The organism is Yoonia sp., from assembly GCF_014859355.1.
GTDB lineage: Bacteria > Pseudomonadota > Alphaproteobacteria > Rhodobacterales > Rhodobacteraceae > Yoonia.
This window is the reverse complement of record NZ_JACUUJ010000003.1, coordinates 19,992-36,869: the sequence shown is the minus strand read 5'-3', so window position 1 is coordinate 36,869 and position 16,878 is coordinate 19,992. Positions and strand designations below refer to the sequence as shown.

Annotated in this window: 17 protein-coding genes; 4 read left to right on the top strand and 13 right to left on the bottom strand. The window is 61.0% G+C overall.

The window, feature by feature from the left end:
- Nucleotides 1-43 precede the first annotated feature (43 nt).
- Nucleotides 44-1,123: a Zn-dependent alcohol dehydrogenase gene (locus IBX59_RS02265; RefSeq protein ID WP_296371970.1), complete on the top strand. Its 1,080-nt coding sequence runs from the start codon at nt 44-46 to the stop codon at nt 1,121-1,123.
- Between the two features lie 60 nt (nt 1,124-1,183).
- Nucleotides 1,184-2,413 carry a mandelate racemase/muconate lactonizing enzyme family protein gene (locus IBX59_RS02260; RefSeq protein ID WP_296371968.1) on the top strand — a complete coding sequence of 410 codons (1,230 nt, stop codon included), beginning with the start codon at nt 1,184-1,186 and terminating at the stop codon, nt 2,411-2,413.
- On the opposite strand, the gene IBX59_RS02255 is transcribed toward IBX59_RS02260, so the two are convergent.
- The 6 genes from IBX59_RS02255 to IBX59_RS02230 are packed head-to-tail and all read right to left on the bottom strand — an operon-like array spanning nt 2,403 to nt 7,976.
- The gene (locus tag IBX59_RS02255) at nt 2,403-3,167 is read right to left on the bottom strand and encodes a glycosyltransferase family 2 protein (RefSeq protein WP_296371966.1); all 765 of its coding nucleotides are present in this window, start codon (nt 3,165-3,167) and stop codon (nt 2,403-2,405) included. The two genes, IBX59_RS02260 and IBX59_RS02255, sit on opposite strands and share 11 nt — an antisense overlap.
- Nucleotides 3,164-3,715, bottom strand: coding sequence for an acetyltransferase (locus IBX59_RS02250; RefSeq protein ID WP_296371962.1), 552 nt, complete (start codon nt 3,713-3,715; stop codon nt 3,164-3,166). The genes IBX59_RS02255 and IBX59_RS02250 overlap by 4 nt, the downstream gene beginning before the upstream one ends.
- Nucleotides 3,712-4,842 (bottom strand): glycosyltransferase, encoded by a 1,131-nt coding sequence (locus tag IBX59_RS02245; protein WP_296371960.1) that lies wholly within the window; start codon nt 4,840-4,842, stop codon nt 3,712-3,714. The genes IBX59_RS02250 and IBX59_RS02245 overlap by 4 nt, the downstream gene beginning before the upstream one ends.
- Nucleotides 4,839-5,408, bottom strand: coding sequence for an acyltransferase (locus IBX59_RS02240; RefSeq protein ID WP_296371958.1), 570 nt, complete (start codon nt 5,406-5,408; stop codon nt 4,839-4,841). The genes IBX59_RS02245 and IBX59_RS02240 overlap by 4 nt, the downstream gene beginning before the upstream one ends.
- Entirely contained in the window at nt 5,398-6,747 is a 1,350-nt protein-coding gene (locus IBX59_RS02235) for an oligosaccharide repeat unit polymerase (protein WP_296371956.1), read from the bottom strand. The genes IBX59_RS02240 and IBX59_RS02235 overlap by 11 nt, the downstream gene beginning before the upstream one ends.
- The gene (locus IBX59_RS02230) at nt 6,732-7,976 is read right to left on the bottom strand and encodes a hypothetical protein (protein ID WP_296371954.1); all 1,245 of its coding nucleotides are present in this window, start codon (nt 7,974-7,976) and stop codon (nt 6,732-6,734) included. The genes IBX59_RS02235 and IBX59_RS02230 overlap by 16 nt, the downstream gene beginning before the upstream one ends.
- A 127-nt stretch (nt 7,977-8,103) precedes the next feature.
- Here IBX59_RS02230 and IBX59_RS02225 point away from each other — a divergent pair, with 127 nt between their 5' ends.
- Entirely contained in the window at nt 8,104-10,086 is a 1,983-nt protein-coding gene (locus tag IBX59_RS02225; RefSeq protein WP_296371952.1) for a polysaccharide biosynthesis tyrosine autokinase, read from the top strand.
- 43 nt (nt 10,087-10,129) lie between these two features.
- On the opposite strand, the gene IBX59_RS02220 is transcribed toward IBX59_RS02225, so the two are convergent.
- The 5 genes from IBX59_RS02220 to IBX59_RS02200 form a co-directional block, all read right to left on the bottom strand.
- On the bottom strand, nt 10,130-10,627 hold the full coding sequence (locus IBX59_RS02220; RefSeq protein WP_296371950.1) for a YjbF family lipoprotein: 498 nt from the start codon (nt 10,625-10,627) through the stop codon (nt 10,130-10,132).
- A 71-nt stretch (nt 10,628-10,698) separates the two neighbouring features.
- Entirely contained in the window at nt 10,699-12,651 is a 1,953-nt protein-coding gene (locus IBX59_RS02215; RefSeq protein ID WP_296371948.1) for a YjbH domain-containing protein, read from the bottom strand.
- 146 nt (nt 12,652-12,797) lie between these two features.
- On the bottom strand, nt 12,798-14,390 hold the full coding sequence (locus tag IBX59_RS02210; RefSeq protein WP_296371946.1) for a hypothetical protein: 1,593 nt from the start codon (nt 14,388-14,390) through the stop codon (nt 12,798-12,800).
- Between the two features lies 1 nt (nt 14,391).
- The gene (locus IBX59_RS02205; protein ID WP_296371945.1) at nt 14,392-14,649 is read right to left on the bottom strand and encodes a hypothetical protein; all 258 of its coding nucleotides are present in this window, start codon (nt 14,647-14,649) and stop codon (nt 14,392-14,394) included.
- 80 nt (nt 14,650-14,729) lie between these two features.
- The gene (locus IBX59_RS02200; protein ID WP_296371943.1) at nt 14,730-15,392 is read right to left on the bottom strand and encodes a sugar transferase; all 663 of its coding nucleotides are present in this window, start codon (nt 15,390-15,392) and stop codon (nt 14,730-14,732) included.
- Between the two features lie 306 nt (nt 15,393-15,698).
- On the opposite strand from IBX59_RS02200, the gene IBX59_RS02195 reads away from it, so the two are divergent.
- Complete coding sequence (locus IBX59_RS02195; RefSeq protein ID WP_296371941.1) at nt 15,699-16,160, top strand: hypothetical protein; 462 nt, start codon at nt 15,699-15,701, stop codon at nt 16,158-16,160.
- A gap of 6 nt (nt 16,161-16,166) precedes the next feature.
- Here the strand turns inward: IBX59_RS02195 and IBX59_RS02190 are convergent, their stop codons facing one another.
- Both IBX59_RS02190 and IBX59_RS02185 read right to left on the bottom strand, forming a co-directional pair.
- The gene (locus IBX59_RS02190; RefSeq protein ID WP_296371939.1) at nt 16,167-16,460 is read right to left on the bottom strand and encodes a hypothetical protein; all 294 of its coding nucleotides are present in this window, start codon (nt 16,458-16,460) and stop codon (nt 16,167-16,169) included.
- A 127-nt stretch (nt 16,461-16,587) separates the two neighbouring features.
- Nucleotides 16,588-16,842 (bottom strand): GlsB/YeaQ/YmgE family stress response membrane protein, encoded by a 255-nt coding sequence (locus IBX59_RS02185; RefSeq protein ID WP_296371937.1) that lies wholly within the window; start codon nt 16,840-16,842, stop codon nt 16,588-16,590.
- Between the last annotated feature and the right edge of the window lie 36 nt (nt 16,843-16,878).

The window sequence follows — 16,878 nt, the reverse complement described above, 5'->3', positions numbered from 1 at the left end:
TTCACACGGTGGCGCAAAGCAACACCAGACCAAAGGCCCGCCCATGCCACAAATCAAAGCCGCCGTTTGCCACGCCTTCGGGCAGCCCTTGCAGATTGAAACCATCACCCTTGCCGCCCCCCGGATGGGCGAGGTCGAGGTAAGCTTGCGCGCCTGCGCGATCTGTCATTCGGATATATCCTATATCGACGGCGGCTGGGGCGGCACGCTGCCAGCCGTTTATGGCCACGAGGCCGCAGGCCATGTCAGCGCCGTGGGCGAAGGCGTGCGCGGTGTGGCGGTTGGTGATTCTGTCGTTGTCACCCTGATCCGCGCTTGCGGCACTTGCCCGTCTTGTGCGAGTGGCAAACCCGTTGCTTGCGAAACCGATATGGCCAGCGGGCCGCTGCGCACCGCAAATGGCGGTGCATTGCATCAGGCGATGAACACCGGCGGCTTTGCCGAACGGGTCGTCGTCGACCAAAGCCAGGTCGTCAAACTGCCCGAAGGCATCGGGATGGAGGCCGCATCGCTGCTGGCCTGCGGCGTGATCACCGGCGTTGGCGCAGTGGTGAATGCCGCTGGCTTGCGGGCGGGGCAGGATGTGGTTGTGATTGGTGCGGGTGGCGTTGGCCTGAACGCCATTCAGGGCGCGCGGATCGCGGGTGCGCGCCGGATCGTGGCCGTGGACATGTCGCAGGAAAAGCTGGCCATTGCGCGCGAATTCGGGGCAACCGACGGGGTGCTGGCAACCGCCGAAAAACCTTGGCGCGCCGCCAAACAGGCCATGGGGCGCGGGGCGGATGCGGTCTTTGTCACCGTTGGCGCGATCCCTGCCTATGATCAGGCACCGCAATATCTGGCCAACGGTGGCCGGGTGATCATGGTCGGCATGCCCCATTCCGGTGCGATGTCCACCTATGAACCTGTGATGCTGGCCGCGACGGGGCAAGGCATGGTCGGGTCCAAGATGGGCGATGTCGTGATCGCACGCGATATTCCGTGGATGGTTGATCTGTATAAACAAGGGCGGCTGAAACTGGACGAGCTGATCTCGGGCCGCTGGACGCTGGAACAGATCAACGAAGCAATCGCCGATACAAAGACCGGCAGCGCAAAACGCAATGTCATCGTGTTTGATTAGAACCGCGCCGTAGGGTGCACCCTACCGATCAGCCCGCGACATCCCCCGGAAAGGCAGACAATGAAGCTCGCTGAACTAGATATCATCGTCACCGCCCCGCCTGCCCCCGGCTGGGGTGGGCGCTATTGGATCATTTCCAAGGTCACGACCGACACAGGCGTGGTGGGTTACGGCGAATGCTATGCCACATCCGTCGGGCCAGCGGCGATGAAAGCCGTGATCACGGATGTGTTCGAACGGCACATGGCGGGTGAAAACCCCGAAAACATCGAACTGATGTTCCGCCGCGTCTATTCATCGGGGTTCACTCAGCGTCCCGATTTGACCGTGATGGGCGCATGGTCGGGTCTTGAAATCGCCTGTTGGGATATTCTGGGCAAGGACCGCGACCGCCCCGTGCATGCCCTGATCGGCGGGCGGATGAACGACCGCATCCGCGCCTATACCTATCTTTATCCCCGCCCCAGCCATCCGCTGCCCGCCTTCTGGTCCAGCCCCGACATGGCCGCCGAGGTGGCGGTGGATATGGTGGAAAAAGGATATACGGCTGTCAAATTCGACCCCGCCGGACCCTACACGATACGCGGTGGGCATATGCCGTCACGGCCTGATATCGCGCTGTCGGTCGCGTTTTGTGCGGCGATCCGCGATGCGATCGGCGACCGGGCCGATCTGCTGTTTGGCACGCACGGGCAATTCAGCACGGGGGGTGCGATCCGGCTGGGGCGCGCCATCGCGCCCTATGATCCGCTGTGGTATGAGGAACCTATCCCGCCGGATAACTTTACCGAAATGGCCAAGGTCGCCCACGCTGTGGGCATCCCCGTGGCAACGGGCGAACGGATAACAACCAAGGCGGAATTTGCACCCATCCTGCAATCAGGTGCCGCGACGATCCTGCAACCGGCACTGGGCCGATCAGGCGGTATCTGGGAAACCAAGAAGATCGCCGCCATTGCCGAAATATATAACGCCCAGATCGCCCCGCATCTTTACGCCGGCCCGATCGAATGGGCGGCGAATATCCAGCTTGCCGCGTCAATCCCCAACATCCTGATGGCCGAAACAATTGAGACCCCGTATCATTTTGCACTGATCAAAAACAGCATCACCGTTGAAAACGGCTATGTGTCCGTGCCGCAAGGCCCCGGTTTGGGGATCGACGTTGACGAAGATCTGGCCCGCGCGCACCCATACACAGACGACGGGCTTCACCTGCAAATGCAGGAAGACCCGATCGGCTATCACGGTGTGAATACATTTGCGGGCGGCGCCCCGGTCAAAACCTGAGCCCCGCACCCCGCGCGATAAACTGCGGCAATTTCGACAGGTTCTTGGTCACCAGCGTGCCGACACCGCCAACTCCATGGGTGCGGATCGCGCGGTAATCCTCGCGGCTTTTGTGCAGCATCTGGGCCAGCGACCGGTTGCTGGCGCCCCCCAGCCGCATCCGCACCATCACATGCGGGATATAGGCCAGCCGCACTTGCCCTTTGGTCAGCCAGCGCAGCATCCCGTCATAATCGCCCGCAATCCGATAGCTGGTATCATAAAGCCCCCAGCGCTCAAACACCTTGCGGCGCAAGTAAAGCGTGGGGTGCGGCGGCATCCAGCCACGGCGCAGCCGCTGCGGCGTGTAAACCCCCGCCGACCAATGGCGGATCACGCGGGTATCGTCATCGCGCGCGACATATTGCAGATCACCGTAAACCCCGTCGATGGCTGGATCCGCCAGTGCGGCAGCGACACGGGCCAGCACGGCGTTATCCGCCAGAAAGTCATCAGCATGCAGCAGGCCGATGACATCGCCCGAAGCCCGCGCAATGCCCGCGTTGATCGCATCATAGATCCCTGCATCGGGGGCCGACACCAGCGCCATGCCGTGGTGTCCGTTTGCTGCCAGCCAAGCCAGCGTGCCATCGGTAGACCCGCCATCCTGCACCACATGTTCGACATGCGCATGGGTCTGGCGGCGCAGGCTGTCCACCGCGCGGGGCAGCGTATCGCCACCATTGTAAACAGCCGTGACCACGGAAATTTTCATCGCTTTTCCTTTCCGATGATAATCTGCATCGGGTTGCCAACGCCGGTACTGCGCGGCGGCAGATCACGCATCGCCACCGCTCGCGCACCCAGGATCGCCCCCGCGCCGATCCGCACGCCCGGCCCGACAAAGGCATCGGCACAAACCCAGGCATCCGGCCCGATGGTGATGGGCGGTTTGCACAAGGTCCGCGCCGGATCACGGATGTCATGGGTGCCCGCGCACAAGTGCACGTATTGCGACACCGTGGCCCTGTCGCAGATCGTGATCGCCCCCAACGCATAAAGGATCGCGCTGTCCCCGACCGTCACCTGATCACCGATTGACAGGTTCCACGGCATCAGGATGCGCACCGTCGGATGCAGATGCGCCCCACGCCCCACCTGCGCCCCGAACCGGCGCAACAGCCACGCGCGCCAGCCCCACATCGGGCGCGGGCTGAACCGGAACAGCGGCAGGCACAACGCCCAAAGCACGCGCGCGACCTGCGTGCGGCGGCTGTATTTGCGGGCGGCGCGGTTGGCGCTGACATCCAGCTGCATCGTCATGCGGGCACCATCGCCGCGCGTCCCTGCGCCAGCCTGTGATAAAGCGCCGCAAAGGCATCGGTCATCGCATCAGGGGAAAAATCACGCGCCATCCATGCCCGCCCTGCCGCACCCATCGCGGTCAGATCGTCTTGCAACATTACCGTGATCGCTTGCGCCAGTGACACGCGGTCCAGATCGACACAGCGCCCGCAACCCATGCTGTCAAGCGCCGCCCACGGGGTTGCGGTGGTCGTCACGACGGGCACGCCATGGGCCAGCGCCTCGGCCACGACAATCCCGAAATTTTCCGAATAGCTGGGAAAAACGCAAAGGTCCGCGCGCGCAAAAGCTGCTGTTTTCGCAAAACCATCGACATGGCCGTGCAGACGGATGCGACCGGCGGATGCGACAGCGTGGGCCTGCAAACCGGCCAGATAGGCCGCATCGCCGGTGCCGTAAACATCAAGGCACACACGGTCGGGCAGGGCCGCCATCGCGTCGAACAAACGCTCTAACCCCTTTTTGGGGTGCAGCCGCCCGATATACATCAGCCGCGCAGCCCCCGTTTTGACCTGTGGCATAAGCGCCGGGATCGTCACACAGTTGGGAATGCAGGCGGTTTGAATGCCGGTCAGGCGGGCCACGCTGTCACGCGCCTCGGACGGGGCTGTGACATGCAAAACAGTTGCATCGGGTCGGATTATTTGCGCCAGCGTTTCGAACCTGCGTTTCATGGCTTTGCGCGGGGCCGCATCCCATGTCTGGGTGGCCTGCAACGCCCCGCGCGGCGACCACACCAAAGGCCGCCCGATGATCCGCGCCAGCGCCAGCACAGGCAAGGTCGGGAAACTGTAGGTTGCCGTCAGATGCACCACATCGGCCCATGCGATGGCCTGCGGCAATCGCGCGAACAGCCCCGGCGCGATACTGCCCCCCGCGACACGGCGCGCAAAATGCACCGGATAGGGCAAAGGCACTGGGGTCACGCGGCCCGGCCCTGTCGGGCTGGCGGCATCTGTTGTCAGCACGCGCAACGCCATATCGGGGCGTGCGGCGATCCCGTCGCAAATCGTCTTGGTTGAAAATATCGGCCCACCCCAAGCAGTCGCAGGGTAAAAACTGGGGCTGACATGCAGGATGTTCATGCGGCCTCCTGCCGGTTGGTCTGGCCGATGACCCGCGCAGGGTTGCCCGCAACGATAGCCCCCGCGGGCACATCGCGCGTGACGATGGCACCGGCGGCGATCACAGCACCCTGCCCGATCCGGCGGCACTGCGGCAGAATTACCGCGCGCATCCCGATCCAGACATCGGGGCCGATCACCTTAGGAATTGGCAGGGGCGCGCTGCGCGGGTCCAACCCGTGATCATGGGTATAGATCACGACGTCTTCGGAAATCAGCGCCCTGTCACCGATCTGCAAACCGCCCGTGATATCCAGATGCACATCACGGTTGATCTGCACCCCGTCACCAATCAACAGACGGCCCCCCGGCAGTTCCGACAGGGCCGTGCAACCGCGCCAGAAATAGCCGTTTGCGCCGATCTGCACCGCGTTGGGGGCGGCAAAATGCACACCGGCCTGAAACCGGCACCCTGGCCCGACACGCGCCAGCACGGCGCGGTGCAGCACCGTTGCGGCCCACAGGCCAACCCTGCGCCAGACAGCGCCCCCGATCCGCACCGCACCGTCGATTGATTTAAGCAGCATCGGCCGCCCCCCTGTGATAAAGCCGCGCCTTCACCGCATAACGCGGCACAAAAATCGCGATCATCGCGGCAATCATGACAAACTGCGCAACCGCCAGAACAATGAAGGCACTGAATGATGATTGCAGCGTCGCCTGCACAAAGGGGTAAAACAGCAGCGGATATAACAGAAACGCGCCATGGCGCAGCGTGGCGCGCGCCGCCAGCACCGCGGCCTCGCCCTTGCGGTAAAGCCAGCCCAGCACAAGGCCTACGCCAACCCCGCCCCATCCGAAATTGATGAACGCCTCGCCCGGGCCGGTGACATTATAGCCGCCCCCGGTGTAAACCCCCATCAGGTCACGCTTGAAAAACACGCCCAGATCAACGGCGGGTTTATCGACCCAGATGGCGCGCGGCACCCAGCCGAAAAGCCACCAGAAATAGCTTTGCCCCAGCATCATCTGGTCCGGTTCCATCCGGTCGGTGATCATGATGGCCGCGTTCAGATCCAGAAAATAGGTCGAACCAACCAACTGTGACGCCAACAGGCCAAAACCGCCCCCCTGCCCCAGCCGCAGTTCGGTCATATAGACCGACAGGGCGACAATCACTGCCCCTACGCCCACCAGCCAGACCGCTGCGCGCCCGCTGATCCGCCCGCCCAGCATGAGAGAAGTGGCCAGCGCATAGATCAGCATTTCCACCAGTTCAAACCGGTCGCCCGAGATCAGCGCGATCCCCAACAGCAGCACCGCCAGCGCCGCCGCTTGCACCAGCGCCAGCCGCGCCCGCGCCGCGACGCCATGCGCAAGCAGCAGAACAAAGGCGCATTTGGGCACAATAAACAGGGTTTTCAGCCCGGCCAGCGTGCTGCCCACGCCATTCGCACCCACGTTGATCTGCTTCGCGCTGTTGACGCCCGCCAGCAAATCAAGATCGAGTGTCGCGCCGCGTGCCCGCAGGATCATCAGCGCCGTGGCCGCTGCAACCCCGAACGCCAGCCCGAACAGCCACCCGCGCCGCGCGATACCCGTGGCAATTATCCGCGCGGCTTGTATATTGTCGGGCTGGCGCACCGGCGCACAAGCCAGCCGATACCCCAGACAAATCGCCAGAATAAACAGCGCCAGATACAGCGCGCCCAGCAAATCACCCCAGGGGTTATCGACAAAGCGACGGTAAAACGCGAACTGCGGCGCCATGGCATAGACCACGGCCTTTGTTGTGAAACCGAACAGGCAAAACCAGCCCAGCAGATGCATCGGGGACACCAGCCGGACCAGCCCGTATCGCTGCCCCAGGGCAAAGGGCACAGCCGCACAGACAAGGCCCAGCGCGATGATCAGGGCATTTTCCATCGTTGCCCCCTTGGACCCGCACACACTGCGAAGGCAGACGTGTCAATTTGTAGCCGCAGCCACAACAGCCACCACAGCAAAGCGCCGCCCGCGATGATGCCCGCCAGATAGGCCAGCGCGTTGCCCGTGGTTGTCGCAGCCCCCCCCGCACCAAAAGCGATGGCCAGATACACGCCAAGGCTCGCGAGTCGTGCAAGAACCGCGCTTTTTTCCAACCCACAGAGCGTTGCCACCGTGAAACCGGATGCCAGCCCCACCTGCACAAGTGCCCCGCTCAGCAGGATCACCGCCAACGGGCGCGCATCCGCCAGACCGGGCCACAGCGGCATGGCCAACAGGGCCACCGCAAAAAACGCGCCCCCCGGCAACAATGCAATGCGACTTCCCACAGCACTTGCCCTGCGCAATGCCACGTGGTCGCCGGCGCCGAAGGCCGCAGCGATCGGCGGGGCACTGACCCACGTCGCCACGCTGACCGGTAGGGCCACCAGATTGGCAATCCGGCGCACCAGCGCATAGATCCCGATCTGGTCGGCCGACAGCACGCCACCAGCAAGCACGATGTCGATTTGGGCCGTGGCCATCCCCAGCACCGCATTGGCCCACAGCCCGCCGCGCACAGCGCCCCGGTCGCCGCTGGCACGCAAACGGGTGCGCAGGCCCGGGTGTAAAAGGCACACCAGCAGCACAAGCAAGCCCACCCCGCCCATGGCGCAGGCCGCCACAATCAAGATGCCAACGGCCTTGCCCGTCAAACAAGCCGCCGCCCCAAGCGCCAGTTGCGGAACGCCGTCACGCAGTGCCATGGACATTTGCACACTGCCCAGCGCGCGCAAAACGCTGGCAAGGCACTGCAACGCATTGAAAGCCAGTCCCGTCAACAGGATTGCCCCCCATGCGGGCCCTGGCAGGATCATATGCAACACCCCCCCCGCCAGCGCCGCCAGTGCCACCGGATACAGGCACATCAGCCGGATCAGGCCGCTGGCCCGAAGGCCCGTGCCATCGGTCATGACCCGCAAGATAAGAACCGGCGCACCCACAGACATGACCGTGCCCGCAACAAGTGCCATCCCCCAAAGCACCATCAGATTGCCAAATTCGGCCAATCCCAGCCACCAGACCAACCCCACCATGATGCCAAAGTTCCCGCCCACGATTCCAAGACGCCACACGAAGGCCGACCACGCGAACCCTTTGACCAGCCCTGACACGTGCCATCTGCGCATAAAGCTCACTTCAACCTCCGGGCAGGATTAACCAAATTAAATCTTGGTTCATTGGTCCTTCATGAAAATTAATTTCAGGTTAACTTTCCTATGGTTGAGTGCTTGCTAAACGGCGAAGGCAGGCAAAATGTTTCACCAAGTCAAGAATGGGCATCCGGCATTTCAGCAGTTTGGGGTGGCCGATATCCAGCCAATAGCCCCATTGGACATAAGCGGGCTTTTGCGTCGCATATGGCTGGGCAAATATGTCATCATGATCTGCACGCTTTTGGCGGTTCTGGCGGCGGGCTTTTATGCATTCAGGGTGGCGCAGCCTCGTTATGCCGCGACGACAACGCTGGAAATCAACAGATCGAGCGTTCCCTACACAGAGATCGGGCAAATATTTTCAGACCAGGGGACAGACCCTGCCCACATCAACACGCAAGTCGCTATTCTGCAGTCGAAGCATCTGCTGACGCAGGTCGTGGCCGCACGCGACTTGATGGCGGATCCTGAATTCAACCGCTACCTGACACCAATTCCACCGCTGTCGCTGATCGGGGTGCGCAATCTGTTGCGCAATTTTTTGACCGGGCAATCTGACGTGACCCCCGACAGCCATGCGGTGCAGGAAAAAACCGTGCAGAATCTGCGCGCAGCCGTCACCGCCACAGCGCTGCGCGACACCTATGTTTTCCAGATCACTGCGATCACCAGCACGCCAGAAAAATCCGCGCAGATCGCCAATACGTTGGCTGATGTTTATCTGGCTGATCAGGTCGCCGGAAAACGCGCTGAAACCGAAATGACACTGCGGTGGCTGTCCGACAAAGTGTCAGAACTGCGCGGGCAGCTCGAAATGCGCGAAGCCGCGATAAATGATTTGCGCACGCAAACCCATGTCAAGGACCAAACCACTTTCGATGCGCTGGACCGCCAGGCGACTGACGCCGCGCGGCGCCTAGCGGCTGCTCAGGCAGAACTGGACAGGGCACAAACAGCCCTTGACCGCACAACACGGGCGAAACCGATCGCAGCGCAGACTGGCACGATATACTATGACAGTTTGTCAGCCGACGTTGCGCGCTACACCCGTCAGGTGGCCGCGCTGTCACAGTTTCAAACCAATCTGCAACGGCAACTGGCGGAAAGCTCTGCCGGGATGATCCAGTTGGACCAGTTGCGCCGCGAGGTCGACGCAACCCGCGTCACCTATGAAACCTTTCTCGCGCGGCTCCAGCAGGCCAGCACCCGGCGCGGGTTGCAAACAGCGGGCAGCCGCGTTCTGGCCACGGCCAGCCCCGGCACCTATGTGGCACCGCGCAAGGTGTTGATACTGGCTGCGGCGGGATTGCTGGGGGCGCTGGGGGGGGGCGGCCTTGTGGTTTTGGCGGGGGCTTTGCGCAGCGGTTTTGGCACCGCCGCAGCCCTGCACCATGCCACAGGTCTGCCCGTGATGGCCCAAACCCCGCGGATCGCAGGCCGGACCAGCAAGCAGGTGCTGGACTGGCTACAACAAAATCCCAACAGCGCGGCGGCAGATGCATCCCGCAGCCTGCGCACAGCGCTTTTTCTGGCGGATCACGGCAAGGTGCCACAGGTCATCATGTTCACGTCAACCCTGCATGGCGAAGGCAAGACGACAAATGCCATCGCTCTTGCCAATACACTGGCAAAGCTTGATAAATCGGTTCTGTTGATCGAGGCGGACATGCGTCACAGCAGCTTTTACCAGTATTTTCAACAGGTACCACAGATGGGGCTGGCCGCCGTCTTGCAAGGTGACACCCCTGTCGCAGAAGCGATTTTTCCCGATACACACAACGGGTTTGATATGCTGGCAGCCCGTCCAACGGCGCAAAACCCTGCAGATCTTTTGGCCAAACCCGCCTTTGCTGCGCTGTTGACGGGCCTGCGCCAGACATATGATCATATCATTCTGGATGCACCGCCCGTCCTGCCCTTTGCCGATGTCGCGCTTTTGGTGCAACAAACCGATGCCGTGATTTATACTGTCCAGTGGAACAAGACACCGGCGCATCTGGTGCTGATGGGGTGTGATGCTCTGCGCGCGGCGCGGGCACCGATGACGGGGCTCATTCTGGCACAGGTGGCAGGGCAGGCGTAGCACCATGCATGTGGCGTCTCATCCGTTGGAACGCAGGGCCTGCTTATTTATCGGGCCGGATCACCTCGATTTCCAGGTGACCGACCTTGGGCGACACCCATTGCTGCGACCAAAATAGCCTGCCTTTTGCGTCAATGTGATACAGGTTGCGAAAGGGATCAGGGCCTCGGCAATCTTCGCGCAAAACCGTGATCGCGGGGTTCTGCGGCTTTGACCGGTCAGGCGCAAGCACGCAGCGATATGGCTGAACCGATGTGCGCAAATCCCCCATGATATGGCTGAGCGTGCGTTTGTATTCCCCCGGCCCTCCCGCAATGGCAGCCGCAATCCCATCAAGATCAGAGGCTGCCAGATCAAACCCCAGACCATGGGTGGCCACGACAAGCCCGTCGCGCGTGGCAATCTGCGCGCCATCGCGCGTTTGCCAGATGCGCACCGGCCCGTTTTGCCGAACAGGGATCAGCGTGGCAGCCGTCTTTATCTGTGGCGCACTGACAAACAGCATCGGCACTTGCAACCTGGCAATTTGGTCTGTCGTCAATTGGGCACGCAATGCTGCCGGTGGGATCGGGGCGGTGCAGGCCGCAAAAAGCAGACAGAATAAAAGCCACCTCATCGCCAGAACATCCCCCAACTGTCGTTGATTGCACGGGCGCGCAACGGCGCTGTCAGCGGGTATAGCCGTCCATCAACCTGCACCCGCGCGCCGCCGTCCCGGGTGACCGGGCGCAATGTTGTGGCCAGCGCATCCCGCCGTGGCCGGCCGCTGACCCAAGAAAGCGGCACCGTCAGCACGATCCCCTTGTCGAATGATCCTTCACCAAAGGTTTCAAAAGGCACATCCGTCAGCGTGGCAAAGGCCCCCAAGGACCAACCGTTGCGAAACTGGCGCGCCAGTGTCAACGTGCCCCCCCAGTCGCCGGCAAGGTAACGCCCCGCATCAAGCTGGGCCGAATAGCCCCCCTTGCCCTGCCAATAAATCGAGGCGTGGCCGCTGGTCATCGCATCATCACGAAAGCCCAATCCACCGTCATAGTCGCGCTGGCGCAGGGCGTTCAATTCGATCCCAAATGCCAGATCGCGACCGCCAGGATACCACAGAACCTCGCTCGACATGCCGCCATACATCGTCTCAAAAAGGCCGATCGAGACCCGCGTGGCAACATCGCGAAGCGGTTGCGCATACCAATGCAGCGCCAGTTGCGCGATGTCGCCGTTACCTTCACGCTCGTAAAGCGCGAAATCGCTGCGCACGTGGGGCAAGGCAGAATCAGACTTTCGCACGGTCTGGTCAAGGTTGCCTGCCAGCCGCTGCTGCACCGTTGCGCGGCCAATGACACCAGCGGCCAGTTGCCATTGGGCATCCAGTGCAATGCCGACATCAGCGCGCAGCGGGTCATCCGGGTCAAACAGATTGGGCGTGATATAGGGCCGCAGGCTCCAGTCGAAAACCGGATAGCGGTTATCAAAACCGGCAGCGGCGGTGGCAAATTCAGCCTGCTGCCCGATCTGTGCCGTTCCGTTTGGCGCAAACTCCAGCGTGGCCAGATCACTGCGTTGCAAAACGACAGCCGGCCCCCGAAGCCCGGGCGCATCAAGCGTGATGGCAAAGGCATCTATGCCTTTCGGCGCGATCTGTGCCAGAACCCGCGCCGCCCGCCCGATGGCCTGCGCACTGTCGGGAAAGCGGGTGTTTTGAACGGCAATATCCATCCGCCCATCCACCACCTGCGCCCCCGTCAGCACCAGACCTTCGGCCGCCAAAGCGCGGGCAAGCGGTGTGCCCGCGCGCACCGTGGCCGGCCCCCGCGCGTATCCACTGCCGTGGGGCGGGCGTGTGGGGTTCAGCGCAAAGGTCAGCTGTGCCCCGAATTCAGCACCATAAAGATACTGCGCCGCCACCTGCACCCCCGGCCGGAGGGTATAATTCAACCCGAAATTAAACGGCGTGCGCCTGACAAATGCGGCCGGATCTTCGTAGGGATAGCGATCAGAGGAATATTCCAGCGTTACCCCCAGCTTGGGTGTCGGTTGCCACTGAACCCCGCCAAAAAAGGCGACATCACCGCGAAAAAACGCATTACGTGTGATGGTGCCACCCTGTGCAAATACGCGATCAGGCCGGTCGGCAAACGCAGGCCCCAACGGGTTGGCAAAGCCACCCACCCCCGCATACCGCCCCCATCCAACCCCCAGCGTCACCGCCAGATCGGGGCGCAAAGCTTTTGTGGCAACCAGATATTCCCCGCCATAGATTCCGGTGCCAATGAAATCGGCCACACCAACCGCCACCGCCGGCCGGCGCCGCGTTTCATCCAGAATCCGGTAGTGAAGCGCAAGGCTGCGATCCAGAATACGATCATAGATCACGCCGTGTTGCCCCATGATCTTGCGCAGCGCGGCATAGCGAAAACTGGCCGAAAGCCGCGGGCTGGCTTGAAAAGTCAAGGTGTTACGGGTTTGCCGGGCAAAGCTGGACAGGGTGAACGCCAGTTCTGCATCAGGGGCAGAACTGGCGACAGGCATGTCGATCAAACCCGATGCCCCGAACGTGTTATAGCGCAAAGCCACCCCTTGCGCGGCTAAACCACATGGTAAAATGCATGCGACCAGCCAAATCAACACCCTTGCCGTCATTCACGCCCCATCTGCTGCCTGATCCCGTTTTGGGCCCCCAGCACCAACGGGTGCCGGGACAGAATGGCAGGCAGTCAAATGGTTCCGAAAACATGCCGGCTGAAAAAACCCAACACATCACCCGCACCAAATGTCAGCCCCCCCGGCGCGCCACCTGTAACATAGGCTTTGGCCTTCCAATCGAGGCTGCCACCTTCTGTCGTGGCCTCCAGATTAGGGCGTAAAAAGGTGTCGATTCGATTAACTAAATTATCGGTTATCGGCAAAGCACCCGCGCTTAGACCATAGCGCAGAACAATGTCGTCCAAACTGGCGGACATCCCGACACTGCGGGCTGCGGGGTGCATGATATTGGGCGGGGTCTGCCCTGCAAAATCTGCCAAGATCACCGCAGGTGCATCACCGACTGCCACAGTATCAAACACCGTCGTGCCGCTTTTGCCATCCCAACGCACCATCGGGACCATCCCGATATAGAGCCAATCTACACTGGCGACCGGCCCTGTTGCCGTGACTGTCACATCATGTGCAACGGTGCCGGGGGTTATCTGCCGGATCAGGGTGCAATCCGCCAGCGGCCCGCTGCTGGTTTGCCAAATGGTCGTTTCCGTGATCGTCACATGCGCCCCGACACGCAACCCGTTGCCGGTCGTCCTGGCCAGAAAGGGCGCGCCATCCAGCATGACGCTGCGATTTTGCAGCGCCTCGTTGCCATGGGTCTGGCCCCCAATTTCAGTGGTCACACCATCCACAGCGCAGCGGATCGCATATTCACGTTCTGACGGATAGTCGATGCACACAAAACGGGGGTAGGTGCTGCGCGTATCGGCCCGCCAGTCAAGCGCCCCGTCCGACCCGACCCCGGCAGTATGCGCGGGTGGATGAGCGCCGCTAATCCCCGTGGCACGGGCCGCGTAATAAACCCCGCCATACTGCACCTCGTCCCCGATCGTGTAGGTATGACCAGCTTGCCAAACAGGCGGCAGAATGCGCGGGTCTGACAAGCTGCCACTGATCGCCACCGCTTCGATCATCAGTGTGCTGCCACCAGGGTGGGCGGCGCCGCCATGCTGCAACGTCACAGTGTGTTGGCCGGTCAGACCGCTGGCCACCTTGACAGAACGACGGCGGTGCAGGTCAATCGCGCTATGGGTCGAAAACGCCTTGAAACCCAAGCCAGCGGGATCGTCGATTTCATTCACCAGGGTCTGCGTGCCGTCAATCGCGACCCGGCAATAGGCACCCGCCACGCGCCCGGTGTAATGCACCCACAGATCATAGGGTGCGTCGCGTCCCACCAAAACACTGGCCTGCGCTTGGGCCGATGTGGTGCTGACCGCCCGATTGCCTGTGTAACTGCCCGCAAGACCAGAACCAGAAGATTGCATTTGCACCCAACTGCCCGTCAACGTCAGATCACCTGCCGGATATATGTTGCGCAACGTGGCGATCAGCGTTTCACGCCATGACAGACGCGTGCCGGATACGGTATTGTCAAGCCGCAGGCAGGCTGCAACATGCGGCGCGATTTCTGTCCAGACCGACAGCCCGCCCCCCGGTGCCGCGCCAATGGCGACTGCCTGCCCGCCGCTGCGGGAAAAATATTCTGCCAGCGGCGCGGGGTTTCCACGCTGTAGCTGGCTCGGAGTCAATTCCAGCCCGATCATCCTAGAACCACGCAACAAGCTGGGCAGTGGTGCCAGTTGCCATGACCCGCAAGGGCCGGATACTCAGGATTGCACCTGCAGCCAGATCATAATTGATGATCGTGCCGTGTTTGTCCTGTAACGCCGCAGTGCCACCTATACTGACAAAAAGTGCGCGCGGACGCACCGGCAAGTCAGTCACGTCCGAAGGCACAACCGCATAATGCGACACGGCGGGCGACGTCAGGTTGACGTAATCGGATTCAAACGGGTCAGACATTGTGTTCACCTCACTTTGGTTAAAGTGCAGGGATACACCAATTATCCTTTCCAACCGCTTGGGCCAGCGTTCGGTGGCCCCTAACTTCCCCGATGGGTGGCGATCACAACCAGCGTGCGCCACGCGATCCACAGATCAAACGCCAGTGTCGCATGGGCGATGTAATAAAGATCTGCCGCCACTTTGCGATGCACCCCGTCCAGCCCATCGACATAGCCAACCTCTGTCTGGGCAAACCCGCTGATGCCCGGCAAAACGTCATGGCGCGCGCAATAGCCAGGCACCGTGCGCAGGTAAACGCAGGCATGCTCGAAATGATCCGGCCTTGGCCCAATCAGGCTCATCTGGCCGCGCAGCACGTTGATGATTTGCGGCAATTCATCAATACGCATCTTGCGCATGATCCGGCCCAGGACGGTGATCCGGTCTGTTTCAAGCGCATCGAACGCCCCACGGGCATGACCATTGGGCGCCGTCATCGTGCGGAATTTGAAGGCTGCAAAAGGAACGCATCGAAACCCCATCCGTTCCTGCACAAAAAACAATGGTCCACGGTTAAATAACGGGTTCAATAAGCAAAGAAGCAGCGCAGAAACCCCCAAAGGCAGCAAAAGCATAATCGCCCCCGCCACGTCAAACAGCCGCTTTGAAAGCGCCAGCCGAGGCTTTTGGACCCGCGGAAGCGAAGGGTGGGCACGATCCGCTTTGGACAACTCAACGACGTCATTCTGGAAGTCAAACATAGCCAGGACCCTTGTGATGGCGAAAAACCGCGCGCGTTTTGCCGCAGCTTGCATCACTGAATCTGTTAGATCAGGGTTAATGAGCTATTAATGATGGAGGCGTGAAAAGCATAATTAACATTTATTTTCAGTGTATTAAGAAGATTTTTGTTAACACTTTCGCCTACGGGCCTCATTTTTCAGGGAAATGACAAATTTAGACGTTTTCGGCGCAAATCTTAAGGTCAACCGATTCTTAAATGCGCTGTCGTCATTTCACCGCGTGGAATCACACCTGATGTGTGGTGGGATATGCTGGGGAAAGATATGGCACCATTATGCTGGGGCGCGCAGCCGTGGTTGCGCAGGGGCGTTGTTGGCTTGATCCTCTGGATGATGGCAGGACTGGCCCAGGGGCAGACCATGCCCTTTGTGGTTGCCAATGACCGCGGAGGATTGATCGGGGCGCGCGTGATCGAAGTTGCGCAACTGAATGCACAGCACCGCCGGGTCGAACTGCGCGGGCGGTTTTGTTACTCGTCCTGCACCTTGTATCTGGGTGTCGAAAACCTGTGCATCAGCCCTGATACGATCTTTGGTTTTCATGGCCCCAGCCGCCATGGGGCCGCATTGGATCGTGCGCAATTCGAACATTGGTCACAAACAATGGCGCAGCATTACGCGGCACCGCTGCGCGACTGGTTCCTGCGCGACGCACGCTACCAGATCAAAGGCATCCATCGGATCAGCGGCGCAAAGTTGATCGCCTTGGGCTATCCGGCCTGTTGACCGGCATTATTGTGTGTCCGGCGTGGCATTACCGCCTGACACCGCCGCAGCCACCGCCACCGCCGCCCCTGCGGTCAAGGCCGGGCCAAGCGCACCCAGCAATGGCACAAAGGCGGTTGCATCCGTATTGCACACGGCTTGGACCGTGCCATCAGCAGCCAGCGATGCAGAGGCGACCCCAAAGGGCGCGCAAATGCCGTTTTCTTCTGCCACGGCCACAGGGTCCGGCACAGTTTGTGCCAACACGGCATTGGTCAGAGCACCCAACAAAAATAGACAGCCCAACAAAAATGATCGCATGACCACACCTTCCCTTATCCGAGGGCCGCCCAAAACAGAGGCCCTGAAAGATAAAAGACGCGATCACAGTTAAGAAATTATTGCCGCGACAGATATTTCTGCACCGAACAGAAGTCGTCAAATAGCGTCATGCCCGTTTGGCAAGGCGGATCAGGAACAGCACAATCACCGCGCCCAAAGTGGCATGAACGATAGACGCCAGAATCCCGCCGCCAAATCCCAATCCGATCACCGGAAAAATCAGGCCAGCCACAAAGGCGCCCACGATTCCCAGCACGATGTTTCCCAAAAGACCAAAGCCAAAGCCCTTCATGATCTGCCCTGCCAGCCAGCCGGCAATCGCACCGATAATCAAGATGACCAAAAGACTTTCGATACCCATTTTAATATCCTTTCAAGGATCTTTGTCGCCCAACAT